This window comes from Pseudodesulfovibrio sp. lm2024 (assembly GCF_051175575.1).
GTDB lineage: Bacteria > Desulfobacterota > Desulfovibrionia > Desulfovibrionales > Desulfovibrionaceae > Pseudodesulfovibrio > Pseudodesulfovibrio caledoniensis.
On the sequence record NZ_CP195092.1, the window covers coordinates 3,653,045 to 3,679,841 of the forward strand.

Annotated in this window: 31 protein-coding genes; 13 read left to right on the forward strand and 18 right to left on the reverse strand. The window is 66.2% G+C overall.

Going from position 1 to position 26,797, the window contains the following annotated elements:
• Window positions 1-23: 23 nt before the first annotated feature.
• Window positions 24-239, reverse strand: coding sequence for a hypothetical protein (locus ACR42D_RS17015; protein ID WP_484567974.1), 216 nt, complete (start codon window positions 237-239; stop codon window positions 24-26).
• Window positions 240-392: 153 nt separating this feature from the next.
• Between ACR42D_RS17015 and bioB the strand changes: the two genes are divergently transcribed.
• The 7 genes from bioB (at window position 393) to smpB (ending at window position 6,010) form a co-directional block, all read left to right on the forward strand.
• Entirely contained in the window at window positions 393-1,367 is a 975-nt protein-coding gene (gene bioB / locus ACR42D_RS17020; protein ID WP_484567975.1) for a biotin synthase BioB, read from the forward strand.
• Window positions 1,368-1,372: 5 nt separating this feature from the next.
• Entirely contained in the window at window positions 1,373-1,954 is a 582-nt protein-coding gene (locus ACR42D_RS17025) for a biotin transporter BioY (RefSeq protein ID WP_484567976.1), read from the forward strand.
• Window positions 1,955-2,037: 83 nt separating this feature from the next.
• Window positions 2,038-2,586, forward strand: coding sequence for a biotin transporter BioY (locus tag ACR42D_RS17030; RefSeq protein WP_484567977.1), 549 nt, complete (start codon window positions 2,038-2,040; stop codon window positions 2,584-2,586).
• 12 nt (window positions 2,587-2,598) lie between these two features.
• A complete protein-coding gene (locus tag ACR42D_RS17035; RefSeq protein WP_484567978.1) occupies window positions 2,599-3,390 on the forward strand; it encodes a PTS system mannose/fructose/sorbose family transporter subunit IID in 792 nt (263 codons plus the stop codon).
• A 48-nt stretch (window positions 3,391-3,438) separates the two neighbouring features.
• Complete coding sequence (locus ACR42D_RS17040) at window positions 3,439-3,744, forward strand: HPr family phosphocarrier protein (protein ID WP_484567979.1); 306 nt, start codon at window positions 3,439-3,441, stop codon at window positions 3,742-3,744.
• Entirely contained in the window at window positions 3,745-5,526 is a 1,782-nt protein-coding gene (gene ptsP, locus ACR42D_RS17045; RefSeq protein ID WP_484567980.1) for a phosphoenolpyruvate--protein phosphotransferase, read from the forward strand.
• 4 nt (window positions 5,527-5,530) lie between these two features.
• Window positions 5,531-6,010 carry an SsrA-binding protein SmpB gene (smpB, locus tag ACR42D_RS17050; protein WP_484567981.1) on the forward strand — a complete coding sequence of 160 codons (480 nt, stop codon included), beginning with the start codon at window positions 5,531-5,533 and terminating at the stop codon, window positions 6,008-6,010.
• Window positions 6,011-6,222: 212 nt separating this feature from the next.
• Here smpB and ACR42D_RS17055 read toward each other — a convergent pair whose 3' ends face one another.
• The 9 genes from ACR42D_RS17055 to ACR42D_RS17095 form a co-directional block, all read right to left on the reverse strand.
• Window positions 6,223-6,840, reverse strand: coding sequence for a hypothetical protein (locus ACR42D_RS17055; protein WP_484567982.1), 618 nt, complete (start codon window positions 6,838-6,840; stop codon window positions 6,223-6,225).
• Window positions 6,841-6,949: 109 nt separating this feature from the next.
• On the reverse strand, window positions 6,950-7,591 hold the full coding sequence (locus tag ACR42D_RS17060; protein ID WP_484567983.1) for a ribonuclease HII: 642 nt from the start codon (window positions 7,589-7,591) through the stop codon (window positions 6,950-6,952).
• Between the two features lie 238 nt (window positions 7,592-7,829).
• A complete protein-coding gene (rplS, locus tag ACR42D_RS17065) occupies window positions 7,830-8,180 on the reverse strand; it encodes a 50S ribosomal protein L19 (RefSeq protein WP_071544970.1) in 351 nt (116 codons plus the stop codon).
• 58 nt (window positions 8,181-8,238) lie between these two features.
• Window positions 8,239-9,534 (reverse strand): tRNA (guanosine(37)-N1)-methyltransferase TrmD, encoded by a 1,296-nt coding sequence (trmD, locus tag ACR42D_RS17070; protein ID WP_484567984.1) that lies wholly within the window; start codon window positions 9,532-9,534, stop codon window positions 8,239-8,241.
• On the reverse strand, window positions 9,531-10,118 hold the full coding sequence (gene rimM, locus ACR42D_RS17075) for a ribosome maturation factor RimM (protein ID WP_484567985.1): 588 nt from the start codon (window positions 10,116-10,118) through the stop codon (window positions 9,531-9,533). Before rimM ends, trmD begins: the two co-directional genes overlap by 4 nt.
• Before the next feature lie 145 nt (window positions 10,119-10,263).
• Window positions 10,264-10,497 carry a KH domain-containing protein gene (locus ACR42D_RS17080; RefSeq protein ID WP_015414977.1) on the reverse strand — a complete coding sequence of 78 codons (234 nt, stop codon included), beginning with the start codon at window positions 10,495-10,497 and terminating at the stop codon, window positions 10,264-10,266.
• A 110-nt stretch (window positions 10,498-10,607) separates the two neighbouring features.
• Entirely contained in the window at window positions 10,608-10,847 is a 240-nt protein-coding gene (gene rpsP, locus ACR42D_RS17085) for a 30S ribosomal protein S16 (RefSeq protein ID WP_484567986.1), read from the reverse strand.
• A gap of 88 nt (window positions 10,848-10,935) precedes the next feature.
• Entirely contained in the window at window positions 10,936-12,471 is a 1,536-nt protein-coding gene (ffh, locus tag ACR42D_RS17090; protein ID WP_484567987.1) for a signal recognition particle protein, read from the reverse strand.
• Window positions 12,472-12,597: 126 nt separating this feature from the next.
• Window positions 12,598-13,305, reverse strand: a complete 708-nt coding sequence (locus ACR42D_RS17095) for an SOS response-associated peptidase (RefSeq protein ID WP_484567988.1) — start codon at window positions 13,303-13,305, stop codon at window positions 12,598-12,600.
• Between the two features lie 100 nt (window positions 13,306-13,405).
• Between ACR42D_RS17095 and ACR42D_RS17100 the strand changes: the two genes are divergently transcribed.
• Both ACR42D_RS17100 and ACR42D_RS17105 read left to right on the forward strand, forming a co-directional pair.
• Window positions 13,406-14,152: a potassium channel family protein gene (locus ACR42D_RS17100; RefSeq protein WP_484567989.1), complete on the forward strand. Its 747-nt coding sequence runs from the start codon at window positions 13,406-13,408 to the stop codon at window positions 14,150-14,152.
• 116 nt (window positions 14,153-14,268) lie between these two features.
• Window positions 14,269-15,243, forward strand: a complete 975-nt coding sequence (locus ACR42D_RS17105; RefSeq protein WP_484567990.1) for a 4Fe-4S binding protein — start codon at window positions 14,269-14,271, stop codon at window positions 15,241-15,243.
• Between the two features lie 3 nt (window positions 15,244-15,246).
• On the opposite strand, the gene ACR42D_RS17110 is transcribed toward ACR42D_RS17105, so the two are convergent.
• Window positions 15,247-15,582, reverse strand: a complete 336-nt coding sequence (locus ACR42D_RS17110; RefSeq protein WP_484567991.1) for a TraR/DksA family transcriptional regulator — start codon at window positions 15,580-15,582, stop codon at window positions 15,247-15,249.
• Window positions 15,579-16,736, reverse strand: a complete 1,158-nt coding sequence (locus tag ACR42D_RS17115) for a pyridoxal phosphate-dependent aminotransferase (RefSeq protein WP_484567992.1) — start codon at window positions 16,734-16,736, stop codon at window positions 15,579-15,581. Before ACR42D_RS17115 ends, ACR42D_RS17110 begins: the two co-directional genes overlap by 4 nt.
• 52 nt (window positions 16,737-16,788) lie before the next feature.
• Between ACR42D_RS17115 and ACR42D_RS17120 the strand changes: the two genes are divergently transcribed.
• The 4 genes from ACR42D_RS17120 to ACR42D_RS17135 all read left to right on the forward strand — a co-directional run bounded on the left by ACR42D_RS17120 (window position 16,789) and on the right by ACR42D_RS17135 (window position 20,549).
• Window positions 16,789-17,538, forward strand: a complete 750-nt coding sequence (locus ACR42D_RS17120; RefSeq protein WP_484567993.1) for an SDR family NAD(P)-dependent oxidoreductase — start codon at window positions 16,789-16,791, stop codon at window positions 17,536-17,538.
• Between the two features lie 70 nt (window positions 17,539-17,608).
• Entirely contained in the window at window positions 17,609-18,154 is a 546-nt protein-coding gene (locus ACR42D_RS17125; RefSeq protein ID WP_484567994.1) for a hypothetical protein, read from the forward strand.
• A gap of 8 nt (window positions 18,155-18,162) precedes the next feature.
• The gene (locus ACR42D_RS17130; RefSeq protein WP_484567995.1) at window positions 18,163-19,104 is read left to right on the forward strand and encodes a phosphotransferase enzyme family protein; all 942 of its coding nucleotides are present in this window, start codon (window positions 18,163-18,165) and stop codon (window positions 19,102-19,104) included.
• Window positions 19,104-20,549, forward strand: coding sequence for a protein adenylyltransferase SelO (locus ACR42D_RS17135; protein ID WP_484567996.1), 1,446 nt, complete (start codon window positions 19,104-19,106; stop codon window positions 20,547-20,549). Before ACR42D_RS17130 ends, ACR42D_RS17135 begins: the two co-directional genes overlap by 1 nt.
• Window positions 20,550-20,676: 127 nt before the next feature.
• On the opposite strand, the gene ACR42D_RS17140 is transcribed toward ACR42D_RS17135, so the two are convergent.
• From ACR42D_RS17140 to hemL, 6 genes are all read right to left on the reverse strand, one after another.
• Window positions 20,677-21,135, reverse strand: a complete 459-nt coding sequence (locus ACR42D_RS17140; protein WP_484567997.1) for an iron-sulfur cluster assembly scaffold protein — start codon at window positions 21,133-21,135, stop codon at window positions 20,677-20,679.
• Between the two features lie 442 nt (window positions 21,136-21,577).
• Window positions 21,578-22,975 (reverse strand): hypothetical protein, encoded by a 1,398-nt coding sequence (locus tag ACR42D_RS17145; RefSeq protein WP_484567998.1) that lies wholly within the window; start codon window positions 22,973-22,975, stop codon window positions 21,578-21,580.
• Between the two features lie 69 nt (window positions 22,976-23,044).
• Complete coding sequence (locus tag ACR42D_RS17150; protein WP_484567999.1) at window positions 23,045-23,452, reverse strand: cytochrome c3 family protein; 408 nt, start codon at window positions 23,450-23,452, stop codon at window positions 23,045-23,047.
• Window positions 23,453-23,619: 167 nt separating this feature from the next.
• Window positions 23,620-24,366 (reverse strand): precorrin-3B C(17)-methyltransferase, encoded by a 747-nt coding sequence (cobJ, locus tag ACR42D_RS17155; protein ID WP_484568000.1) that lies wholly within the window; start codon window positions 24,364-24,366, stop codon window positions 23,620-23,622.
• A complete protein-coding gene (locus ACR42D_RS17160; RefSeq protein ID WP_484568001.1) occupies window positions 24,359-25,387 on the reverse strand; it encodes a cobalt-precorrin 5A hydrolase in 1,029 nt (342 codons plus the stop codon). The genes cobJ and ACR42D_RS17160 overlap by 8 nt, the downstream gene beginning before the upstream one ends.
• A 148-nt stretch (window positions 25,388-25,535) precedes the next feature.
• Complete coding sequence (gene hemL, locus ACR42D_RS17165; RefSeq protein ID WP_484568002.1) at window positions 25,536-26,795, reverse strand: glutamate-1-semialdehyde 2,1-aminomutase; 1,260 nt, start codon at window positions 26,793-26,795, stop codon at window positions 25,536-25,538.
• Window positions 26,796-26,797: the final 2 nt, after the last annotated feature.

Consider the following 26,797-nt stretch of genomic DNA (forward strand, 5'->3'; position numbering starts at 1 on the left):
GTTGAAACCGGCCGAGGGCTGGGCTACACGCCGTACAGGGCGTCCTTGTGGAAGAAGCAATAGAAGTCGTCCGACTCGGCGAACAGCGCGGGATGCTTCCGGCCGAACCGGCGGATCGTGCGGATCGCGGTCGGGCAGCAGGCTTTGAAAAACGAACCGACCACCGGTCCCAGGCTCGCCAGAAACGCCATCAGGGCGAAAGACAGTACTCCGTCCACAAAGAAGAAATCGAATTCCATACTTGAAACCTCCAGAAATAGTTCAGTCCATATGGTAACCATTTTTCTATTGCAAGCAACCCCCTTTGATAAATTCTTTAATTCACATTCGCACGCCAGGCGGGCATTTCCGGGCGACTTGACTTCTCTGCCCGACTGCCCCACAACGCCCCCATGAGCCTCGAATCCATTGCAAGCAAAGCCTTTGACGGGATCCTGCCCTCCGACGCGGAGATCTTGTGCCTTATTGAACAAGCGCCGGAACGCCTCCCGGAGCTCCTCGCCCACGCCCACAATATCCGCGCCGCGCACCTGGGCGATGAGGTCGGCCTGTGCGCCATCGTCAACGCCAAGTCCGGGACCTGCTCCGAGGACTGCGCCTTCTGCGCCCAGTCCGGGCACCACGCGGCCGAAAGCCCGGAGTATCCCCTGCTCTCCCCGGACGAGATCGCCGATGCCGCCGCCCGAGCAAAAGAGGCGGGCGCGACCCGCTTCGGCATCGTGGCCTCGGGCAAGCTGGTCGGCGGACGCGACATGGACGGCTTCGAGGCGGCCATCCGCCGCGTGGCCGGACTGGGCATGATCCCGGACCTGTCGCCGGGCATCCTGGAGCGCGGCCAGCTGGCCCGGCTGAAACAGGCCGGGCTGCGCGGCTACCACCACAACCTGGAGACCTCGGCCACGCACTTCCCGAAAATGTGCTCCACCCACCGCTACGAAGAGGACGTGGACGCGGTCCGGGCCGGGCTTGACGCCGGGCTGTACGTCTGCTCGGGCGGCATCTTCGGCATCGGCGAGACCTGGGACGACCGGGTGGAGCTGGCCCTGCTCCTGCGCGAGCTCGGCGTGCCGTCCGTGCCCATGAATTTCCTGACGCCCATCCCGGGCACCCCGCTCGAAGGCCGGGCCCCGCTCTCGCCCGAGGAGGCCCTGACCATCGTGGCCCTGTACCGCTTCCTGCTCCCGGACCGCCATCTGCGCATCTGCGGCGGACGGCCCACGGTCTTCGGTGCCGACAGGCAGCGCGAGCTGCTCACCGCCGGGGCCAGCGGCCTGATGGTCGGGGACTACCTGACCACCAGGGGCGGCGACGCGGCCTCGGACCTCGAGGACATCCGCCGGGCCGGACTGGTCCCGGCAAAGGAGTGATCCCCATGGCGGACGTGACGCCGCGCGGCGCCCCCCGGACCCAGCCCCCGCTGGCCGACCTGCACCGGCTGGTCTGGACCGCGCTCATGGCCGCCCTCATCGGGGCCGGGGCGTACCTCATCTTGCCCATCGGCCCGGTGCCGGTGTCCATGCAGCCGTTCTTCATCTTCCTGGCCGGGTACCTGCTCGGGCCCCGCCACGCGGCCCTGGCCATGGCGCTCTATCTCCTGGCCGGAATCGTCGGCCTGCCCGTGTTCGCGGGCGGCAAGTCCGGACTCGGCTACCTGCTCGGCCCCACCGGCGGCTACCTGATCGGCTTTCCGGGCACAGCCCTGATCTGCGGCCTGGCCCGGACCCGGGAGGGCGGGCTGCCCTGGGCGCGCGGCATCCTCGCCGGGCTGGCCGGGGTGGGGTTGGTCTACGCCACCGGCGCTCTCTGGCTCAAGGCCGTCCTCGCCCTGACCTGGACCAAGGCATTGGCCCTGGGCGTACTGCCCTTCATCCCCTGGGACATCCTCAAGGTCATGGTCGCCCTGGCCTGCGCCCGGCACATGGTCAGGCTCGGATTGACGCCCGGCCAGAGGTAAGTGCAAACCCCCGTACCTACTGGACAGACCCGATTGTCTGTGCTTTGATGCGCTCCCGTGAACAACCTGTTAGGATGCGCAAAATGAACACCACGCCGCTGACCGATATCCACCGCCTGACCTGGACGGCGCTCATGGCCGCCCTCATCGCGGCCGGGGCCTGCGTCAACCTGCCCATCGGGCCGGTGCCCGTGTCCCTGCAGACCTTTTTCGTGGCCCTGGCCGGGTTCACGCTCGGCCCCAAACGGGGCGCACTGGCCGTGGGGCTGTACCTCCTGGCCGGAGCCGTCGGCCTGCCCGTGTTCGCGGGCGGCAAGTCCGGGCTCGGCCACCTCTTCGGCCCCACCGGCGGCTTCCTCATCGGCTTCGCACCCTACGCCCTGGTGGCCGGGCTGGCCCGCACCGACGGCGGCATCTCCTGGGCGCGCGGGTTCGTCTTCGGTATCCTGGGCATGGCCCTGCTCTTCGTCATGGGCGCGGCATGGCTCAAGTTCTCCCTCAACCTGACCTGGGCCCGGACCTGGGCCGTGGGCGTGGCCCCGTTCCTGCTCTGGGGGCTGATCAAGACCGCCCTGGCCGTGATCACCGGCCGGTACCTGGTCCGCGTCAACCTCCTGCCCGCCCGGGCGTGATCCCGGATGGCCATGGCGGTTCACGGCATCTCTCCCATACGGGCCGACTCCCGGACGGTGGCCTTCCTGCGCAGTTTCGTGCGCTGCTACCTGACCGGCGCGGCCTTCAACACGCGCGGCATGCAGAACATCGGGCTGATGTACGCCATGCTGCCCGGGCTGCAAGCCATCCACGAGGACCCCAAGGACCTGAAGGCGGCGCTCAAGCGGTACGCCCGCCACTACCAGTCGCACCCGTTCTGGACCCCGTGCATGGTCGGCATCCTGCTCAACGTGGAGACGACCATCAGCGCGGGCCATTTCCCGCCGCGCATGCTGGCCAAGGTCAAGGACACCACCAGCTACACCCTGTCCGCCATCGGCGACTCGGTATTCGCGGGCAGCGTGCTCATCTTCTGGGCCCTGTCGACCATCTGCCTGCTCCTGTCCGGCTTCCCGGTCCTGGCCTTCGCCATCGGCCTGATCTTCTTTCTCGGGCTGCAAATCTTCCGCGCCTACACCTTCGTCTGCGGGGTCAAGCACGGGTTCCGTTTCCTGGAGCGGCTGCGGCGCTGGGACCTGATCAACTGGGGCACCAAGGTCAAGTACGCCAACGCGGCCCTGCTCCTGTGGCTGTGGACGCTCATCTGGCCGCGCCCCTACGACTGGTGGGAGTTCGCGGTCGGCCTGGCCGCGCTCATGCTCTTCGGGCGCTACGTGCGCACCGGCCTGCTCTCGCGGGTCCTGGCCGTGGCCGTTTTCGTGGGCCTCACAGAAATTTTCCCGTGGGTGGAGACACTGGCCAAAAACGCTTTTGGCTTGTGATTTCCCTCCCGATCAGACATAAACACGACGTGAAAAGCAGGTTTTGATATGACGGATGAAAACACCATGACCGACGAGGCTCCGGGATACCTGTCCCGGAAGGTGGTCGTCTCCTCGGAGAACGGGCTGCACGCCCGGCCCGCCGGACGGCTGGCCCAGGAGGCCCAGACCTTCGACGCCGAGATATCCCTGGTCGTCGAAGACCAGTCGGTGGACGCCAAGTCCATCCTCGATATCCTGACCCTGGCCGCGGGCCCGGGCAACCTGGTGGAACTGCGCGCCAAGGGCGCGGACGCCGAGGCCGCGCTGGACCGGCTCGAGGCGCTGTTCCTGAACAAATTCGAAGGGGCATAAATGGCTGACTCGACCCTCACGGGCATACCGGTCGCCACCGGCATTGCCATCGGCAAGGCCTTTTTCGTCAACCGGAACCATATGGCGAACCTGCCCCGGCAGATCGTCGCCGCCGAAGACATGCCGGAGGAGATAGAGCGTCTCCACGCCGCCTTCAAGTCCGTCGAGACCGAACTGGCCGCCATCCGCGAGCAGGTCCCGGAGGAGCTCAAGAGTCACGGTTCGCTCATCGACACCCACCTGATGATGCTCAAGGACCCCAAGCTGTCCGGGGCAGCCGAAAAATATATCGAGACCCTGGGCCTGAACGCGGCCTGGGCCCTGGAAAAGGCCGTGGCCGACCAGGAGGCCGCCTTCGAGGCCATCAAGGACCAGTACATCCGCGAGCGCATGCAGGACGTGCGCGTGGTCGCGGAAAAGGTCCAGACCAAGCTCATGGGCGTGAAGACCGACCTGGCCTCCATCTCGGGCAGGGCCATCATCATGGCCCACGACCTGACCCCGGCGGACACCGTCGAGCTCCAGGTAGACAAGATCATGGCGTTCGCCACCGTGCGCGGCGGCAAGACCTCGCACACGGGTATCATGGCCCGGTCGCTCGGCATCCCCGCCCTGGTCGGCGTGGGCCGCCTGGAGGAGGTCCACGACGGCGACCTGGTGGTTATCGACGGCCTGACCGGCAAGATCGTGGTCAACCCCACCGAGACGGAGCTGGCCGAATACAACGAGCGGGCCGCCCTGTTCGAGGACTACACCCGCAAGATCCGCCGCCACTGCCATCTGCCCGCCGAGACCTTCGACGGCTCCCGCGTCAACGTCTACGCCAACATCGAGTTGGTCGAGGAAGTGACCGCCGTGCTCGACAACGGCGGCGAGGGCGTGGGATTGTACCGCACCGAATACGCCTACCTCAACCGGACCACCCTGCCCACCGAGGACGAGCTGGCCGAGAAATACATCGACCTGGCCGCGATCATGGCCCCGCGCAAGGTGGTCTTCCGCACGCTCGACCTGGGCAGCGACAAGTTCATCTCCACCTTCGGCGAGCTCAACGAGACCAACCCGGCCATGGGCCTTCGCGCCATCCGCTTCTGCCTCAAGAACCCCCAGCTGTTCAAGACCCAGCTGCGGGCCATCCTGCGCGCCTCGGCCTACGGCAACGTCTCGCTCATGTTCCCCATGATCTCGGGCGTGAAGGAGGTTCGCCAGGCCAAGGCGTGGCTGGCCCAGGCCAAGGCCGAACTGCGGCGCGAGGGCGTGGACTACGACCCGGACATGCCCGTCGGGACCATGATCGAGCTGCCCGCGGCCGTGATGATCGCCGAGTTCCTGGCCCACGAGGTGGACTTCTTCTCCATCGGGACCAACGACCTGATCCAGTACTCCATCGGCGTGGACCGGACCAACCGGCACGTGTCCTACCTGTACCAGCCCCTGCACCCGGCCACCCTGCGGGCCATCAAATTGGTGGTTGACGCCGCGCACCAGGCGGGCATAGAAGTGTCCCTCTGCGGCGAGGTGGCCTCGGACCCGTTCTGCGTGCCCATTCTGCTCGGCATGGGCATCGACTCCATCTCCATGACCCCGCAGGCCATTCCCGGCATCAAGCGGATCATCCGGCAGACCAACATGCACGACTGCCGACTGCTCCTCAAGGACGTCCTGGAATGCCGCACGGTCAGCCGCATCAACAACCTGGTGATGGACAACATCTTCAAGCACTTCCCGGAAGAAGTGACCTTCTTCTCCTCGCTGCTCGAAAACGACGAGCTGCCCAGCTAGCATCATGGCCAAAAAGAAAACCAAGACCGCCACGCCCGGCACCATTGCCGTCAACAAGCAGGCCCGCCGCCTCTACGAGATCCTCGAGACCTTCGAGGCGGGCATCTCCCTTGTCGGCTCCGAGGTCAAGTCCCTGCGCGGGGGCCAGGTCTCGTTCAAGGACGGCTACGTCTCCTTCCGGCAGGGCTCGGCCTTCCTGGTGGGCGTGCACATCGCCCCCTACGAAAAGACCGGCGTCTACGACCAGCACGACCCGGAACGCCCGAGAAGGCTGCTCCTGCACAAGCAGGAGATCGTCAACCTCCAGGCCAAGACCGAACAGAAAGGGTTGTCCGTGGTGCCCATGAAGATGTACTTCAGCCACGGCAAGGTGAAGGTCCAGCTCGGCCTCGGGCGCGGCAAGAACGTCCACTCCAAGAAGCAGGACCTCAAGGACCGCGACATCGCCCGCGATACCCAACGCCAACTGGCGGCGTATAAGTAAGGTTCGCCTCCGGCGCCCGGGGGAAGGGGAGAGGGGGACCCTTTGGAAAGGGTCCCCCTCTCCCCTTCCCCCGGGCCCCCATCCCCTCTTCCCTCCTAAACTTTTTGGATACGCATTCGCGTGATTGCGGGTTGCGCGCAGGCGTGCGCCTTTGCCTCACGCCGTCGATCGAGAGAGTACGGCGAATACGAGTTCTTGAGCCAGGGTCGTCGCTATTCGGTTGCCTGGTCGCCCGTTGTCGCGCTGCGGCGGGGGCGGGTCGGTCTTCTGGGCGGACGCTTGCGGCGCGTCGGCGCGGCTGTGGTGGAAGGTTCGCCCCGCACGCTGTCGGTCTGGCTGGTCACGGACCGGATGACCTGGGGCACGAATCGCTCCGAGAACCCGGCCACGAAGCTCCAGAACATGACCTTGGCCATGTCCTGGCCGCTGACCGGGCTGGTCTGTTGCAGGAAGGCGGGCAGGTCCACGGCCCGGTCGTTGGTGAAGGCCGGGATGTAGAACTTGGGGAAGATCGGCAGGTCGAGTATGCCGGTCAGGAAGATGACGTAGAGCACCAGGGCGAAGATGCCCCCGAACAGGGGGATGATCAGCACCGAGGCCCAGGACTTGGAGAGAATGTCCAGCTCGTCGTCCTCGATGCTCCCCAGCCGCTGCTGGATGGACACAAAACCGCCCATGATCCCGCAGCCGAAGACCACGGCCGTGATGAACACGTTTTTCCCGAACCACATCCCGCCCGCGAACAGAAGCGAGGTCGCGCCCAGGGCTATGCCGGAATAGATCAGCAATTGCCGGGAGATGAGCATGATATGCTGTCTGCGCTCGTTCATGAGTCCTCCTCATCCGCGCAAGGCCGGACGGCGCACGGATATGCGCCATCGCTACCACGAACAGGGGATCGAGACAACCGGCCCGCCGAAATCGGGCACCAAGTGGGGATCAGAACAGGCTGGCCTGCCGCTGCGGCTTGTCCTCGGGCCGGACCTTCTTGAAGGTCAGCCGGTGCATGCGGCAGGGGCCGAGCTTTTGGATGGCCTCCACGTGGACCTTGGTGCCGTAGCCCATGTGGGCGTCCAGGCCATAGCCGGGATAGCGCCGGGCCAGCCGGACCATGAGATGGTCGCGGAAGGTCTTGGCCAGGATGGAGGCGGCGGAGATGGCCGGGACCTTGCCGTCGCCCTGGATGACGTATTCCTGGGGGATGTCGCGCCCCAGCGCGTAGTGCGGGATAAGCTTGTCGCCGTCGATGCGCAGAAAGCGCGGCTCTCCCCTCATGGCCCGTACGGCCCGGCCCATGGCCCGGAACGTGGCTTGCAGAATATTGATCTCGTCGATCTCCCACGGCCAGGCCACGCCCAGCCCCCAGGCCACGGCCTGCTCCCGGATGAGCGGATACAGCGTCTCCCGCTTCCCGGCGGTCAGCTTCTTGGAATCATTCAGCCCCGGCAGGTCATACTCCACCGGCAAAATACACGCCCCGGCGACCACCGGTCCGGCCAGACACCCCCGCCCGGCCTCGTCCACGCCCGCGATCTCGGCCGCCGAGTAACTCCGTCCGCCAAACAACAACACCTGCGACATCAAAAACCTCCGGCCCACCTTGTGCCCCATTCCGGGCCGAAAAGCCACACCCCCAAACCACAAAAGCCCGGAGTGTCGCTAGACACTCCGGGCATATATATCCATGTAACACCGGGTAATTTTTTGGAGAGGTGGTGAGATGCGGCGACGCGAGCGGAAGCCGGGGCCGAAGCGTATCTTAATACGCGAGGGTCCGGGTTTCGCGAGCGGCGTCGCAGATCGCCGCCTATCCGAAAAATTACTCCCAGATCTGCTTGGACTTGATGCGGGCGGCCTTACCGCGCAGGTTGCGCAGGTAGTAGATGCGGCTCCGGCGAACCTTGCCCTCGGAGACCACTTCAACGCGGTCGATGTAGGGGGAGTTCATGGGGAACACGCGCTCCACGCCGATGCCGTCGGAAATCTTGCGCACGGTGAAGGTGGAGTTGGTGGTGCCGCGGCGGCGGCGCAGGACCGCGCCCTGGAAGACCTGAATGCGCTCTTTCTCGCCCTCGATGATCCGGTAGTGCACCTTGACGGTGTCGCCGGCCTTGAACTCGGGGATATCCAAGCGGATGTGTTCGGCTTCGATTTTCTTGATGATGTCCATGGTATGCTCCTTAAAATTATAGAGTGCTGGACGGTCGGCCCGCGGCCGTCATCCGCCTCTAGTACTCATCCGCGATCAGCCGGTCGACGATGATGGCGACCGCGCTTCTGACCGAAAGATGGTTGTAGTCATCCAAATACCGAAGCGGCCGTACAATGCCGTCCGTCTTGGAGAGGACTTCTTCCGCCAGACCGTGTCCGGTACCAAATATCAATAATACCGGAGAGTTGGCGAGCCAGCTTCGCACTTCGCCAAAGGTCAGGGCGGGCTGGGCTTGCTTGCGGCGATCCAGTCTTGCTGACGTGGCCGCGAGGCGGGGACATTGCCCTGTTTGGGCCTCGATGTCAAGGACCGCCCCTTCGATATCGTCAAAAACCTTGACCTTGGAAAAGGCCTCGGCCCGGTCCGGATTGGCCTTCGCCCCGGCCCCCTCGCGCCAGTGGCCGAGCAGCTTCTCGGCCAGCGCCTTCTGGTCCTCGATGGGCGTGGTGGCGTAGAACCCGCCCAACCCGTAGCTGCGGGCCACGCGGGCCATGTCGTGCAGGTCCAGGTTGGTCACGGACACGGCCACCTTTTCGCCGAACTTGTTGACCACCGGGTAGTGGCACAGGGCGATGTACAGGTTGCGGCCCAGCCGGGTCCGCGGCAGGGTGCGCAGAAAATCGATGTCCTCCACGGTCAGGCCCGCCGTGGGCAGAATGTCCGGCCTGTCGCGCAGGGTGGCGGTCAGGGACTGCTCCCGCCTCCAGGCCTCGATCTTGCCGTGGTCGCCGGAACGCAGGACCTCGGGCACGGTCAGTCCCTCGAAATCCTCGGGCCGGGTGTAGTGCGGATATTCGAGCAGCCCGGCGGAAAAGGACTCCTCGTCGCCCGAGTCCTCGTGGCCCATGAAGCCGGGAAGCAGCCGGGCCACGGACTCCACCAGGCAGACCGCTGCGGCCTCGCCGCCGTTGAGCACGAAGTCGCCCACCGAGACCAGCTCGATGGGGTAGAGATCGAGCAGCCGCTCGTCGATGCCCTCGTAGCGCCCGCAGATCAGGGTCACGTCCTCTTCACGGGAGAGCTCGCGGGACAAAACCTGGTTGAGGGGCTTGCCGCGCGGGGAGAGCATCAGGATGCGCCCCTTGGACTCGATGGAGTCCAGCGCCTTGATCATGGGGTCGAGCTTGAGGAGCATGCCGGGCCCGCCGCCGAAGGGGCGGTCGTCCACGGACTTGTGCACCCCGCCCGCGAACTGGCGGACGTCGACATAGTCCAGGCCCACCAGGCCGGTCTCCACGGCCTTGGACATGAGCCCGCTGTCCAGCGGGGACTCGAAGAAATGCGGGAAGATGGAGACCAGGTGGAAATTCATGAACCCTGCTTTTGGGAGCGCGGCGGACGGCGCTTCTTCTTTTTGGGCGGTTCGGGATTGAGGTACAGATCGAGCAACCCCTCGGGCGGCTCGATGACGATGGTCTCCGCGTCCAGGTCGATATCCAGGACGAACTCGGGCACGGCGGGCAGCAGAATCTCGACGCCCGCGCCGTTCTCGATGACCCAGGTGTCCTGCTCGCCGGTCTCGTAGTATCCCTTGAGCTCGCCCACCTCGACGCCGTCCTCGAGGACCACGCGGCAGCCGATCATCTGGTAGAGATAGTGCTCGCCCTCGTCCGGCTCGGGCAGGTCGGCCTCGCGGACCAGGATCTCGCGACCGCGCAGGGCCTCGGCCTGGTCCCGGTCGGTGATCTGGGGCGAGGTCAACAGGACAAGGTCCTTGTGCTCACGCCAGGAACTGACCTCAAGGGGCTTGGGGCGTCCCTTGGGGGCCGACAGGTACAGCGGCACGTCGTCGAAAAGGGTCGGGGAGTCCGCATAACTTCTTATGCCGAACTCCCCTCGAATTCCGTGCGCCTTGACCACCCCGCCCACGGGGATGAAACCGGGCTCTTCTTTCATGGGCCACCGTGTGGTTGCTGCAAAAGACCGGGGCCGCCGCGCGGGGGGTGCCCGCACGCCGGTCCAGGGTCGTTCGCGTCTCGCCTCGGGCCGCCTGGGCCCGCACGCGGACGTGCAAATGTAAGCCGTTCGCCGAAGGGAAAGGCTACTCGAGGATCTCCAGGACGGAGCGTTTCCGCGCCTTGGTGGAGGCGGCACCGAGCAGCGTGCGCATGGCTCTCGCCGTGCGGCCCTGCTTGCCGATGACCTTGCCCAGATCCTCCTTGGCCACCTTCAGTTCGATGACCGAGGTCTGCTCGCCTTCGACTTCGGAAACGTGCACTTCGTCCGGGTTGTCCACCAGGGACTTGGCAATGTACTCAATCATCTCTTTCAACATGACGTCACCTCCGGTGCAGGCGCGTCGCCGCGCGCCATGAATATGAGCTGCCAAACGTGGTCCGGACCCTGCAGGTCGGGCCGGCGGGCCCGCCTGTGAAAAAGCGCAAGCTACTTGCCGGCTTTCTTCAGCAGAGAACGAACCGTATTGCTGGGCTCAGCGCCCTTTTCCAGCCACTTCTCGATCTTCTCCATGTCCAGCGCGATCTCGTTCGGCTCGACCATGGGGTTGTAGTGCCCGAGGTATTCGACGGGGCGTCCATCGCGGCGCACGGCGCTGTCGAGGGCCACCACGCGGTAGAAGGGACGCTTCTTGGAACCCATCCGGGTCAGTCTGATTTTCATTGCCATGGTTCTTATACTCCCAATAGTTGATTAATACGTTTTTGCCTACTTTATGGCAAGTTTTATCACTTGCAGGACATGAAGTCCCGGTCACTTACTTTTTCTTTTTCTTCTTATTCTTCTTTTTGTTCAGCTTTTTCTTCTTGCGCTCTTTGAGCGTCTTCTTGGAGACGGTGCGCTGGGCGCCTTCCTCCTCCATGCCGGGCATACCGGGCATCCCCGGCATTCCAGGCATTCCGGGCATGCCGCCGCCGAGCGCGCTCATGTCGGGCATGCCGCCCCCGCCCAGGCCGGGCAGCTTGGGCAGGCCGAACTTGCCCTTCTTCTTGCCGCCGCCCATCATGGACTGCATGACCTTGCTCATCTGCTTGAAATTCTTGATGAGCGCGTTGACGTCCGCGACCTTCACGCCCGAGCCCCGGGCGATGCGGTCCTTGCGGCTCGCGTTCTTGAGCAGATCGGGCTGGCGGCGCTCCTTCAGGGTCATGGCGGAGATGATCGCCTCGGTGCGCTTCATCTCGTCCTCGGGCAGGGCGTTGTCGCCCAACTGCTTCATGATGTTGCCCATGCCGGGGATCATCTTGAGCAGCCCTTCCATGGACCCGAGCTTCTTGAGCTTGCGCATGTGGCCCAGGAAGTCCTCGAAATCGAACTCGGCCTTGGCCATCTTCTCGGCCATGGCCTTGGCCTCGTCCTCGTCGATCTGGCCCTGGGCCTTCTCGATGAGGGTCATCATGTCGCCCATGCCGAGGATGCGCGAGGCGATGCGGTCCGGGTGGAAGAGCTCCAGGTCGGAGAGCTTCTCGCCCACGCCCACGAACTTGACCGAACGGCCGGTCACGGTCTTGATGGACAGGGCCGCGCCGCCCCGGGCGTCACCGTCCATCTTGGTCAGGACCACGCCGGTGATGCCGAGCTTCTCGTTGAAGCTTTCGGCCACGGTGACGGCGTCCTGGCCGGTCATGGCGTCGGCCACGAACAAAATTTCCTGGGGCTCGCACTCGCGCTTGATGTTCTCAAGCTCGTCCATCAACGTCTCGTCGATGTGCAGGCGGCCCGCGGTGTCGAACAGGATCAGGTCGCAGCCGAGTTCCTCGGCCTTGGCCATGGCGTCCCTGCAGATGTCCACCGGGTTCATGTCCGTGGTGGACGGGTAGACCGGCACGTCGAGCTGCCGGGCCAGGGTGTTCAGCTGGTCGATGGCCGCCGGGCGGTAGACGTCGGCGGGCACCAGGTACGGCTTTTTGCCGTGCTGCTTGCGCAGGAACATCGCGATCTTGCCCGACGAGGTCGTCTTGCCCGAGCCCTGCAGGCCGACCATCATCAGCTTGAGCGGCTTGGCCTTGAGGTCCAGGTCCTTCTGTTCGCCGCCGAGCAGCTCGATGAGCTCCTCGTTGACGATCTTGATGAAGTGCTGGCCGGGCTCGAGCCCCTTGAGGACCTCGTCGCCGAGAGCGCGTTCCTTGACCTGGTCAACGAACTGCTTGACCACCTTGAAGTTGACGTCGGCCTCGAGAAGCGCGAGACGCACCTCCCTCAGACCCTCCTTGATATTGTTCTCATCAAGGGTCTTTTTGCCGCCCAACTTGGAGAAGGTGGCGCCGAGTCTTTCTTGCAGGCTCTCGAACAACGGATCAACTCCCTGGAATTACTAAATTTATTCTTTTCGCCTGCGCGAGGACCACCGTCCAGCGCGGGCAAAGAGGACGTTTGTTAAGCCAGATTCCCCGGATAGTCAAGGGCGGCGGGGGATGGCTCACAGGAGGGAGCCCTGCTTGGGGGGCGTTGGCGGCCCGTCGCCCGGGGCGGGTTCGAGCAGTTCCGGGCCGTCCGTGACCGGGCTGCTCACCCGCCGGTTCACGGGCCAGGCGCGCATGGCCCGCGCCGGGTACGGGACCAGCAGCCGGGCCAGATCACCGCGCTCGGCGGCCGGGTCGAGCCAGGCGGTCCAGGCGTCCGGGGGCAGGATGACCGGCATGCGGTCGTGGACCTTCGCCATGACCGCGTTGGACGGGCAGGTCAGCACGGCCAGGGTCTCCAGGACCTCGCCGGTTCTCGGGTCGGTACGGCTCGCGCCGATCCCGGCCAGGGCGAAGCAGCCCACGCCGTGAAGGGCGAAGGCGAACGGGATGCGCTCCCCGCCCTCGCGCCGCCACTCGTAGAAGGCCTGGGCCGGGACCAGCAGCCGGTGGGCCCGCGCGCCCTCGCGGAAGGACGGCTTGTCGAACACGGTCTCGGCGCGGGCGTTGATCAGCCGTGCACCCACGCCGGGGTCGTCGCCCCACGGCGGGACCAGCCCCCAGCGGCGACGGGTGAAGCCCCGCCCGTCCACGGCGAGCACGCCCGCGTCCGGGGCCACGTTGTAGCTCGGGGCGTAGTCGTCCGGCGCGGGGAGGCCGAAGACCTCTTCCAGCCGTTTTTTGGGGATGCCCAGGGCGAATCGTCCGCACATGGCGGCCAGCATACCCGGTTGCGCCGCCTTTCGCCACCCCGGCCGAATCGGGGGACGAATGTTGCGCGCCGACCGGGAATGTGCGAACAATCCATGGCAGATGGAAAAATTCATGGAATCGCTCTTCGTCCGGGTCTGGCTGACCCATTTCGTGCCCGCCTTCTTTGTCGGGGCCGTGTTCCTGCTGTCCGTCAAGGACCTGCCCGCGCCCAGCCTCATCCCGGCGGGCGGTGCCGGGGATCTGGTCAAGGCCGTGCTCAACGGCGCGGTCGTGAGCCTCGCGGTCCTGCTCTTTCATCGCTGGCGGGACCGACGCATGCGCCACCTGTGGCCGGACGCCTCGGCCGCCTATGCCGGGCCGCGGCTGCGCTGCGCCGTCCTGGTCGGCTTCCTGGCCGGGGCCGCGGACATCCTCCTGACCCTGAGCGAATGGGGCATCCTCTTCCTGGCGCTCCTGGTCCTGTCCGTCCTTGTCTGGAACCTGCGCGCCTTCACCCGGCGCAGCGTGGTCCTGCTCAGGCCCGGCAGCGAGATCACCTGGGTCGACGTGAACGAGCTGCTGCGCATCTACCTGGCCACCCTGATCGGCTTCACCCTGGTCAACGCGGCCGTGGACGGGCTGCACGTCCTGGCCGGAAACACGCCCCCGTTCAACTTCATGGGCGGAGGCGGCGAACTCTTCCTCAACGCCCTGTATTACACGGTGGTGACCATGACCACCCTCGGCTTCGGGGACATCGTGCCCGGCACCTCGGACGGCAAGGTCCTGCTGATCATCCAGAGCCTGACCAGCTACTTCATGTTCGCCTTCATGATCGGCATCATCACCCGGGGCGTGACCTCCGGCCGCGACCGCTGACCGGCCCCCGCCCCATGCGGCCGTATCCGGAGCGGGCCGCTTTGTGCACCCCGGTGCAAGCGGTTGCCAGCCGGGCGCGATGGGTATAGGGGACCCGCCAGACAAGAAAGGTTCCCATGAAAATCACTCCCGACCGTTTCCGGCTGGCCGTCCAGGCGGCCTTCACCCTCTTTTCCCTGTACGCGGGCTACCGCTTCATTCTTTTCCTGGACTGGGCCACGGGCCGCACGGACGCGTTCACGCCCAAGCCGGGCGCGGTGGAGGGCTTTCTGCCCATCAGCGCCCTCCTCGGCTTCCGACGGTTGTTCTCGTCCGGGTTCTGGGACCGCGCACACCCGGCCGGGCTGGCCATCTTCCTGGCCGCCCTGGTCATGGCCTTCCTGTTCCGCAAGGGGTTCTGCGGCTACGTCTGCCCGGTGGGCTTTCTGTCCGGACTGCTGGAGCGGGCCGGACGCAGGCTCGGGCTGGCCAAGGTGCCGCCCCGGCGGCTGGACCTCTCCCTGCACGCCCTCAAATACCTGGGCATGGGGGCGTTCCTGTTCACAGTCTTCTCCATGGCCCCGCGCACGCTGGAATCCTTCCTGCGCAGCCCGTTCAACATGACCTCGGACGCGCGCATGCTCGACTTCTTCCTGCACCCGTCCGGCATGGCCCTGGCCGTGCTCTCCGCCCTCATCCTGCTCAGCATCGCGGTGCGCAACTTCTGGTGCCGGTATCTCTGCCCCTACGGCGCGCTGCTCGGGCTCTTCGCCTGGTTCGGGCCGGTGCGCGTGCACCGCGACAAGGACGCCTGCGTCCACTGCGGCAAATGCTCGGCCAGCTGCCCCTCGGGCATTTTGGTGGAGAAGAAGGAAGCGGTGCTCACCCCCGAGTGCATCGGCTGCGGCCAATGCGTCGGGGCCTGCCCGGTGAACGGGTGCCTCGGCTTCCGGACGCTGGGCATGCGCATCCCGTGGCAGACTGTCGCCGTGGGAGCCGTATTGGTGCTGCTCGCGACCAGGGTCTGGGCCGGATACGCCGGGGGGTGGGACAACCCCCTGCCCCCGGAGATGCTCAGACGCGTCTACCAGGCGGGCGCGGGGCTGATGTAGCGCCTACTCGGCGCAATCCACACAATAGGGAGACTCGGGCATGGCCTTGAGCCGGGCCATGGGAATGGGCTCGCCGCAGTCCAGGCACAGGCCGAACTCCTCGTCCTCGTCCACCCGTCTGAGGGCTTCCTCCAGACGGACCAGCCGGACCCGGGCCTTGGACAGCTGGGCCTCGGCCACGGACTGGTTGACGATGGTGTCCATGCGCGAGATGCGCCCGATGGCGTTGTCCGGGGCCACGGGCTTGACCAGTTCCTCCAGCCGGGGAATCTCGGCCTTGAGCGCGTCCATTTCCTCTTCGGCGAACCGCTTGAATTCCTTTTTCTGCGCTTCGGTCACGAGAGTCTCCCCAGCCGTTGCATGGCGTCTTCGAGCACATCCATCTCCTTGGCGAAGCAGAACCGCGCCAGGGTCTCCCCCACCGGGCCGGAGTAGAAGGCCGAGCCGGGCACGCAGGCCACGCCGGTCTTTTCCAACAGGTACAGGGCGCGCTCCTTGGCCGTCCCCCCGGGCAGGGAGGTCACGTCGGCCAGGGTGTAGTACGCCCCGTCCGGGACGTGCGGGGTCAGCCCGACCGAGCGCAGGACGTCGCAGAACCGGTCCCGCTTCATCTGGTGGTCGTCGGACACGCCCTGGTAGTAGTCCGGGCCGAGTTCCTCCAACCCCTTGGCCGCGCCGATCTGCAACGGCGCGGGCGCGCAGACGTAGACCAGGTCGCTGAAGTGGCCGATGGCCAGGGCCCACTCCGGGTCGCACAGGGCGTAGCCCAGCCGCCAGCCGGTCACGGCAAAGACCTTGGACAGCCCCGAGATGGTGATGGTCCGCCTGGCCATGCCCGGCAGGGTGGCCGGGGCGATGTGCTTTTTCCCGTCAAAGACGAAGTGCTCGTAGATCTCGTCGGTGAACACGAACAGGTCGTGGGACTCGGCGAAGTCGGCGATGAGTTCCAGTTCCTTGCGGTCGAAGACCTTGCCCGCCGGGTTGGACGGGGTGTTCAGGATGATGGCCCGGGTCTTCGCGGTCACGGCCCGCTCAAGATCTTGCGCGGTGAAGCCCCACTCCGGCGGCTCCAGGGTAATGTAGACCGGCTTGATGCCGAGCGAGACCATGGTCACGATGTGGTAGCCGTAGTACGGCTCGAAGACCAGGACCTCGTCGCCCTCGTCAAGGAGAGCGAGACAGGCGGCGTAGAACGCGCCCGTGGCCCCGCAGGACACGACCACCTGATTCTCCGGGTCCAGGTCCATGCCGGTATACCGGCGCTGCTTGGCCGCAATGGCCCCGCGCAGGCGTGGCAACCCGTCGAAGCGGGTGTATATGTTGGTGCCGTCGCGCATGGCCTGCTCCGCGCCCTCGACGACCGGGGCGGGGACGGGCAGGTCGCACACGCCCTGGGCCAGGTTCACGCCGGACACGCGGGCGCATTCCAGGGTCATGTTGCGGATCTCGGATTGGGCCACAAGCGGTCTGCGCTTGCTCACTTTCAGGGTCATGGGGTACTCTCGGGTTGAAACGGGTATTACATACAATAAGGACAGACCATATATGACTTCACTGCGGAATAAAACCCTGATCCTGACCGGCGCGTCCATGGGCATCGGCGCGGCCCTGGCCGAAAGTCTGGCCAGGGAAGGCGTGAACCTCGTCCTGAACGCGCGCACCAGAGAGAAGCTACTGGCGGTCCGCGACCGCTGCCGCGCCTTGGGAGTGCGCGCGGAATGCGTGGCCGGAGACGCGTCAGACGACGCGGTGGCCGAGCAATTCGTGGACGCGGCCCAGGATATCGGCGATTTCTACGGTTTCATCCACGCCGCCGGGGTGCTCGCGCCCGGACCGGCCGTATGGGAGCTCCCCGCCGACCGCTTCCGCGAGGTGGTGGACAGCTCCCTGACCTCGGCCCACCAGCTCATGCGCCACGCCGTGCCGCCCCTGCTCGAGCGGGGCGAGGGGCTGGCCGTGTTCTTCGGCTCCGGGGCGGCGGATCGTGCCCAGACCGGCATCGGGGCGTACTGCGCGGCCAAGGCGGGCGAGGAGCACCTGGCCCGCCAGCTGGCGGGCGAGGCCCCGGCCATCACCACGGTCATCTGGCGGCCCGGGGTGGTCGAGACGCGCATGCAGGCCGACGCCCGCACGGCCGTGGGCTCGGCCGCCGCGCCCCTGCGCGAACTGTTCGCCTCCTGGCGGCGGGACGGGCTGCTCCTGACCCCGGCGCAGTCCGCGCGCGGCCTGGTGGACTTCCTCCAGGGCGATCCCCGCGCCTTCCACGGCAAGGTCGCGGACATACGCAAAATCTGAACGCGGGTTGACGCTGGGCGCACATCCCCCTATAGCCGGTAATACGTCAAACTCTTTTAAGGAGAATCCCATGAGAGTCCTCGCTTCCGCCCTGCTGTCCCTGCTGATCCTGGGCCTGCTCGCCGCCTGCTCCGGCAACGACGCGGCCGACGATCCCAAGCTGTCCGACCAGGGCAAAGAGGTAATCCAGGCCGTGGGCGGTCCGTTTTCCGCCGACGAATTCGAGAAATTCCTGGCCGACCTGCCCAAGATTCCCGGCCTGACCGCCCATGGCGCGCAGGACATGAGCAACGCTTCGGACGCGGCCATGAACGCGGCGGTCAAGGACGCCATCACCGGCCTGGGTTGGGACGAGGACCGCTTCCTGTACATATACAGCCACGCCATGACCATGGTGAACCTGGACCAGATGCAGCGCATGACCGGCCAGATGCAGGCGCAGCTCAAGGACATGCCCGACGAGCAGCGCAAGGCCATGGAGCAGATGCTCTCCCAGCAGATCGGCGGCCAGCTGGACGCCGTGCGAGCTGAGGTCGACAAGCAGATTCCGGACTCGGAACAGGCCATCGTCCGCGACAACATGGATGCGCTCATGCGCGTCATGGGCATGCGGTAGGTCAGGCCATGACCGATCTACTCTCACTCTGGGGACTGGCCACGGGCCGCAGGCGCACGGACATCGTCCTGCCCGGCAGCCCCGAGCGCTGCCTGTCGCGCCGCGCCGTGGAGGATACCCAGGGCCGCGTCTGGATGCTCGAGACCCTGCGGCCCGGACAGTTCGGACGGCGCGAACGCATCGGCCGCGCCCTGGACAGGCTGTCCCGCGCCGGACTGCCCGCGCCCGCCTACCTGGCCGGGCCGGACGGCCGCTTCGTGGTCGAGCACGAGGACGGATACCACCAGCTCTCCCCGTACATCCCCGGCGACCCCCTGCCCCAGCCCGAATACATCGAGGACGGCGCGCGCGGCGAAAGCCTGGGCACGTTCCTGTGCCGGTTGCGCGAGGCCTCGGGCTCGGTGCGCGAATTCGACGACGAGCCGCCCTTTGTGCTGGAGGCGTACGTCAACGAACTCATGGCCGCCATGGCCGGACGCCGCCCGGACCTGCACCGGGCCCTGACCCCGGTCCTGCCCGCCCTGGTCCCGCTTTTCGAGGCCTGGCACGGACTGCCCTCGGCCCTGTGCCACGGGGACTTCCATCCCCTGAACGTCATCTGGCACGGCCGGTCCGCCGTGGCCGTCATCGACTGGGAGTTCATGGGCATCCGCCCCTGCCTGTTCGATGCGGCCAACTGCCTGGGCTGCGCGGGCATCGAGGACCCGCCCGCCCTGGTGCGCGGACTGGCGCCGGCCCTGTTGCGGACCCTGCGCCAGGGCATGTGCCTGGACAAGACCTCCCTGGCCCTGCTGCCCGAGCTGGTCCTGGGCCTGCGCTTCGCCTGGATGTCCGAATGGCTGCGACGCAAGGACGAGGAGATGGCCGGGATCGAGGTCAGCTACATGCGCCTGCTGGCCAACTCCCTGGACACCCTGCTCCCGGCCTGGAAGAAACTGCTCGGAGAATGATGCGCTTCATCAACACCTACGCCCGGCTGCCCGAGTCCTTTTTCGAGCGGATCGCCCCGGAACCGGTGGCCGCCCCGGCCCTGATCCGCCTGAACCGCGATCTGGCCGCGCGCCTGGAGCTGGACCTGCCCGGCGATGAAGCGGCCCTGGCCGAAATCTTCACCGGCAACCGGCTGCTGCCCGGCTCCGAGCCCCTTGCCCAGGCGTACGCGGGCCATCAGTTCGGCCAATTCGTACCCCAGTTGGGCGACGGTCGGGCGCACCTGCTCGGCGAGGTGGAAAACGAGGCGGGGGAGCGGTTCGACATCCAGCTCAAGGGGTCGGGCCGGACCCGTTTTTCGCGCGGGGGCGACGGTCGCGCCCCGCTCGGCCCGGTCATCCGCGAGTACGTGGTCAGCGAGGCCATGCACGCACTGGGCGTGCCGACCACCCGCGCCCTGGCCATGGCCGCCACGGGCCAGCCCGTGTTCCGCGAGGACGAGCTGCCCGGCGCGGTCATCACCCGCGTGGCCTCCGGATTCGTGCGCGTGGGCACCTTCGAGTATTTCGCGGCCCGGCGCATGGAGGACGAGCTGCGCGCCCTGGCCGACCATGTCATCGAACGCAACCACCCGGCCGCGCGCGAGGCCGACACCCCGTACCTGGCCCTGTTCGAAGCCGTGTGCGCGGCCCAGGCCGACCTGATGGCCCGGTGGCTCTGTCTGGGGTTCGTGCACGGGGTCATGAACACGGACAACACAGCCGTGAGCGGGGAGACCATCGACTACGGCCCGTGCGCATTCCTGGATTACTACGACCCGGCCATGGTCTTCAGCTCCATCGACCACATGGGCCGCTACGCCTTCAACCAGCAGCCCACGATCATGGCCTGGAACCTGGCCTGCCTGGGCGGCTGCCTCCTGCCCCTGCTCGACCCGGACGAGACCAAGGCCCGCAAAGCGGGCGAGGCTGTCCTGGAACGGTTCATCCCGGGCTTCACCGAGCACTACCGCCAGGGGCTGTGCCGCAAGATCGGCCTGCCTGCCGACGAGGAGTCCTTTATCCTGGCCCGGCAGCTACTGGACCTCATGCGCCGCAGCCGGGCCGACTTCACCAACACCTTCCGCGCGCTGTGCGACGCCCAGGCGGCCCCGGCCCCGTTCACCGGCCTGTTCGCCACGGCCGAGGAGGTCGCCACCTGGCTCAACGACTGGCTCCAACTCCTGGAACAAAGCGACTCGGCGGATACCGCCCGCGAGACCATGCGCGCGGCCAACCCGGCCTACATTCCGCGCAACCACCGCATCGAAGCGGCCATCCGGGCGGCTCTGACCGGGGATTTCGCGCCCGCCGACCGGCTCATCGAGGTCCTCAAACGCCCCTTCGAGGACCAGCCCGAAAACGGTGAATACGCCGAGCCGCCGCGCGCCGAGGAGCGGGTCACCCAGACCTTCTGCGGCACCTAGCCCGCAGGCGGCCCCGATCCGGGGCCGAGACATCCTGTGAGTCCCGCCGCACGAGAGCCGTGCGCGGTCCGTTCCTATCCGTTAAGTGGCCGAAAAAGCGCCTCAAGGGAGCGCGTTCACAGGGCCGTCATTCCGATTTGGCCCGGGCGGCGGTCTTCCTGTAATAGCTGCCCAAGGCCTCGACCAGGGCGTTGGCGGCCAGCCAGGCGCAGTGGCGGTCGTCCTCGGGCAGGCGGTCCGTCCCGCCCAGCCCTTCCAGGACGGTCTCGCCGGTGACGGCGGCCAGGTCCTCGCAGCGCTTGCCCACGGCCAGTTCGGCGGCCATGGAGCCGCTGATGGCGCTGGAGCCGCAACCGTCGGTGGCGAACCCGGCGTCCACCACGATCTCGTCCTCTATCTGCAGGTATATCCAGATGGTGTCGCCGCACCCGCCGGTGGACGAGCCCTCGTAGTCGGCCCCTGCGGGCTCCCCCCGGTACGGCTGGTCCCGCCACCGCTCGAATCCGGCCTGGCCGTAGGCCTCGACCGCCTCTTCGTTGATCTTGTCCTGCAGTTCATTCACGATGTCGTCAAAGCTGGGCATCATCCCGTCCATTTGCTGATTGGTTAGCCGCCGTTCCCGTCCCGATCCCTCGTGCAGCTTGTTAGCAGCCCGGATTCCGTTCAGCAACCGCTAACCCCAATCAACACAAGCCGCACTGCTCAAAATGCCACAAAAAAAGACCCCAACCAACCAGTGAGGTCTCCTCAAATCTTCTTTCCATCCTGGAGCGATTCGGGTGCGCAGCACCCGACAGCGGCTCTCTTATCGCGCCAGCACAAGGCTTTGATTCGCCCCGTCCTGGGGCTCACCCCTTCGGGGCGTTGCGGAAAGACCGCAACGCCCAAATCCGCTGTCCTGCGGATTTGTCGAGAGTGGGGCAGCTGTGCATTTTCTCGGGGGCAAAGCAACCGCAGCGTAGCCGTCTACGTGAGGATTGTCGCGGCTGGAAAATGTGCAGATGGCCCGCTATCGTAAGCCGCTTAGGCTAGTCCTCCAACTCAGAGGCCAAGGCCGCGATCTCTTCGCGGATGATCTTGGCCGCCTCGGCAGGCACCAGCTGGGCGATCTCCTCGCGCAGGCGGCGCTCCAGCTCCTCGACACGGCCTTCGAGCTGGCGGACCGTGGCCTGGAGGCTCTCCAGGGTGGGTTCGCCCTCCTCGCGGGTCTCGGCCAGAAGCATGTCCACGTCCGCGTCCACGGCCATGCCCGCGTCGGGCGGCATGGCTTCGGCGGCCAGGTCCTCGTCCAGGGACCCTTCGTCCAGGTCCATGACCATGTCGTCGTCCAGGTCCGCGTCCGCCTCCTCGGCGTCCATGACCCCGGACACGTCCACCTCGACGTTGTCCAGCAAGCTGTCCACGTCCTCGATGTCGTCGTCCTCGAGCTGGTCCAGGCCGGTCAGCTCGGCGTCCACCGGGGGTTCCGCCGCCTCGTCGAACAGATTGCCCTCCACCACGGCGGGCTCTTCGAGCTCGACGGGCTCCTCGGCTTCGATGTCGAGGTCGATTTCGGGCTCAAGCTCAATCTCAGGCTCAAGCTCAATCTCAGGCTCAAGCTCAATCTCAGACTCAAGCTCAATCTCAGGCTCAAGTTCAATCTCGGGCTCGTCCATGATGGCCTCGATGTCCTCGGCGGCGACCGCCTCGTCCACCGGCGTCTTGGACGCGGGCTCCTCGGCCATGGCGGCCAGCAGGTCGTCGGTCATATCCCCGGCATCGAGGGAAATTTCATCTCCGGGCTCCGAGGCCGCCTGCTCCTCGATCAGGTCATCCAGATCGAGGATCGGCTCGTCCTCGTCCTCCATGGGTTCGGGGGCCTCGGCGGCCTCTTCCACCAGGTCGTCGAGATCGATGATCTCCTCGTCCTCGGCCTCCACGGACTCGGCAAGGTTCTCCTCGGCGATGTCGTCCACCAGGGCCTCGACCTCGTCGGCGCTCTGCGCGGCGGTCTCGCCCGCATTGGCCTCCTCGACCAGGTCGACCACCTCGTCGAGCATGATCAGGTCGTCCTCTTCGGCACCCTCGTCGTCGGCCTCGGCTCCGGGCTCCTCGACCAGGTCGTCCAGGATCAGCAGGTCCTCGTCCCCGGATTCGTCTTCGGATGCGTCCGCGACGGATTCCTCCACCACGTCGTCCAGGACCAGGAGTTCCTCTTCGGCGTCGCCGCCGGACTCCACCTGATCGTCGAGCACAATGGGACCGCCGCTCTCGTCCACGACGGGAGCGTCCTCGAGATCGTCGGCGAACAGATCCTCGAGCTCCTGCTCGAAATCCGCGTCAACGGTATCGGGATCAAAGCCCTCGCTGTCCGCAACGGGTTCGTTCAGCACGTCGCGCACGTCGGCGTCGTCATCTTTGGGAGGAGGCGGTGGGGCCGGAGTCATGGAGACCTCCAAAGGAGTTTAAAAAGGGGGGCCGTTCTGCACAGCCCCCCTTGAATTCACCCTAAAGGCTTATTTGGGGTGGCATTCCTTGCAGCTGACCGGAACGGCCTTGCCGGCCTTCTTCTGCACCTTGTGGCAGCCGAGGCAGGAAGCTTCGGACTTCTTGCTGTGGAAGGCGGCGTAGAAGCCGGTGGGCTCCTTCTTAGCGGCCTTGCTGGCGTCGGCGTGACAGCCTTCGGCTGCGCAGCTCTTGGCCTCGTCCGGGGACTTGGCCTTGTGGTGGCAGACCAGACAGTCCAAACCGGAATCCACGTGTTTCTTGTGCGGGAAAACCACGGGCGTCTTGGTCGCTTTGGCGCCGGCGGGGACTTCCATGGTGATGGTGTCTGCGGGCGCGTTGGCGGCGATGACCACGGGCAGGCAGAAAACACACACCAGGGCGGCCACCATCAGGCTGATGATGAGAGATTTCTTCATTTACCTAGTTCCTCCTGTTGCATAAAAAATAAACAGTCACACTCTCTACTATGCGGGATAAATAAGTATCCACCCCCTGTCAAGCGGGGGCTGCCATCGTAGACCCTTGCTTTTACCCGATAAAGCCCCTTGAGCGCAAGGGGGGAATTGCACTTTGATCCAGACGTTTAGAGTGCGTATTTGCGGTGATAGCCGCGCGGGGTGAGCATGCGGCCGTCCACCAGGCGGGTAGCGGAGTTGCCGACGATGAGCACGGTCTGCATGTCCACCCGCTCCACGTCCACGGCCTTGAGCGGCACGGCCTCGACGAGCTGGCCCACGCGGTACGCCTTGCGGACCATGCCCACCGGCGTGCTCGGCCTGCGGAACCGGCCGATGATGTCCAGGGCCTCACGCAGGTGGTCCGAGCGCTTCTTCGAGCGGGGGTTGTAGATGGCGATGACGAAATCCGCGCTGGCCGCCGCCTGGAGCCGCTGTTCGATGCGCTCCCAGGGGGTCAGCAGGTCGCTCAAGGAGATGGAGGCGAAGTCGTGCATGAGCGGCGCGCCGAGCAGGGCCGCCGCCGCGTTGAAGGCGGCCACGCCGGGGACGACCTCGAACGGCACGGTCTGGAGCAGCCCCTCGTTTTCGAGCACTTCCAGGAGCAGCCCGGCCATGGCGTAGATGCCCGCGTCGCCGGAGCAGACCATGACCGTCCTGCGCCCGGCCCGGGCGTGCTCCACGGCCTGCCGGGCGCGGTCCACCTCGCCCATCATGCCGGTGGAGACCACAATCTTGCCTTCGAGCATCTCATCCGGGACCAGCTCAATGTACCCCTTGTATCCGGCCACGACCTCGGCCTCCTCGATGGCCCAGCGGGCCGCCGGGGTGAGCAGGGACAGGTCGCCCGGTCCGAGACTGACCGCCTTAAGCACGGTTGCTCCGGGCCACGGCCAGGGTCACGGTGTTGGTCTTCTCCTTGGTAACGACCAGCTCCCCGCCGTGGGAGGCGAGCAGGGCCGAGGCCTCGGCCACGCTGGGCACGCCCATGTGCGCCTGGACCCGGTCGGACGGCGTGGGCGCGTCCACGGCCGCGAGCTGGGCCGTGGAGTAGAAGACCGGCTCCACGCCGAACTCCTCGGCCGCTTCCAGCAGCCCTGCCTCGTTGCGCTTGGCCTCCACCGAGCCCACCGAGGCGATGGATTCCATGGAAAAACCGTATTTCTTGAACACCATGTAGACGTGGTCGAGGATCTCGTAGGTGGTGATGTCCCTCCGGCAGCCGATGCCCAGGTGCAGCACTCTAGGGTGCAGGGCCAGGCTCCCTTCCGGGGCGTCGTTGTGCCAGGAGACCCAGATGCCGGGCTTGGCGTCGTTCCAGTCCCCGTAGCCGACCTTGCCCTCGAACCCGGCGTTCCAGGCCAGGCCGAGCCAGTCCTCGGGGTCGTAGAGCTGGACCACGCGGTCCTCGAGCAGGGCCATGTTCACGTCCTTGACCTTGCCGATGGTCCCGATGGCCAGACCCTTGGCCATGGCCAGGCTGTCGATGGACAGGACCCCGGCCGCGTCCGTGGCCGTGGTGATGACCGACTGCCCGCCCATGGTCCGGGCGCAGCGGTCGGCCAGTTCGTTGGCCCCGCCCAGGTGGCCCGAGAGCAGGCTGATGGCGAACAGCCCGGTCTGGTCCATGCAGACCACGGCCGGGTCGGTCTCCTTGGATTGCAGGTGGGGGGCGATGCAGCGCACCACGATGCCCGCGGCGGCCACGAAGATGTGGCCGTCAAAGGCGTTGAAGGTGGCCGAAACGAGCGTCTTGAGGGACTCGAACGAGATGGCGTCCTCGGCCTCCAGGTTCTTGGAGGCGTAGAGGGTGCCCGGCAGTCTGGCGGCCAACCGTCTGCCCACGGCCAGTCCCTGGGTGGTCAATGCGTATATGGCGATTTTCTTGGCTGGCATTGCTATTATTTAGCAGCAACCGACCCTTGGGGGAAGAAAAAACCGCACGAAGCGGGGTGTTTTTTCCCGGCTCGCCGCACGCTTCACGAAAAACGGGCCGGGACCCCGAAGGATTCCCGGCCCGGTGCGTAAGCAATGTCGGCGCGGCCTAGAAGGTCACGGCGCGGGCCGCGTCCAGCGTCTTCTCGAAGTCTTCGTCCGAGTGGGCGAAGGAGGTGAAGGCGCACTCGAAGCCCGCCGGGGCCAGGTAGACCCCCTGGGCCATCATCTGTTTCCAGTAGACGGAGAAGGTGTCCTGGTCGCACTGGCCGGACTCGATCATGTTGGTCACGGGCCTGTCCGAGAAATACATGGTGAAGGCCGAGCCCGCCTGGGCCACGTAGACCGGCTTGCCCTTGGACTCGACGATGGCGGCCAGCTCACCGGTCAGCGCCTTGGTCTTCGCCTCCAGGGCCGCGTAGTCGCACTCCCGCAGCCGCTTGAGGGTGGCCAGCCCGGCGGCCATGGCCACGGGGTTGCCGGACAGGGTGCCCGCCTGGAACACGCCGCCCACCGGGGCCATGTGCTCCATGATCTCGCGCTTGCCGCCGTAGCAGCCCACCGGGAACCCGCCGCCGATGATCTTGCCCAGGGTGGTCAGATCCGGGGTGATGCCGTAGCGCTCCTGGGCACCGCCCGGGGCCAGGCGGAAACCGGTGATGACCTCGTCGAAGATGAGCACCGCGCCGTACTTTGTGCACAGGTCGCGCAGCCCCTGGAGGAAGCCGTCCTTGGGCAGGACCAGCCCCATGTTGCCCGCGCAGGGCTCGACGATGACGCAGGCGATCTCGTCGCCGGACTCCTCGAAATGCTTCTTCACGGCGTCCAGGTCGTTGTAATGGGCGAGCAGGGTGTGGCTGATGACCTCCTCGGGCACGCCCGGAGTGCCGGGCACGGTGCCCGCCGCCGAACCGGCAGCGGCCAGGAAGGCGTCGGCGTGGCCGTGGTAGTTGCCGATGAACTTCACGAACTTGTTGCGCCCGGTATAGCCGCGCGCCAGGCGCAGGGCGGACATGGTCGCCTCGGTGCCGGACGAGACCATGCGCATCATCTCCATGGACGGGATGATCTTTTGGATTTCCTCGGCCAGCAGGACCTCGCCCAGGCAGGGCGCGCCGTAGCTGGACCCGTGGTCCACGGCGGCGTGGGCGGCCGCGTTCACGGCCGGGTCCTGGTGCCCCAGGAGCATGGGCCCCCATGAGAAGACGTAGTCGATATATTCGCGGCCTTCCACGTCGAAGAGGTGCGCCCCCTTGGCGTTCTCAATGAAGACCGGCTCGGATTTGACGTATTTGCAGGCCCGCAGCGGCGAGTTGACGCCGCCGGGCATGAGGGTCTGTGCCTTGGCGAAAAGGGATTTCGAATCCATGA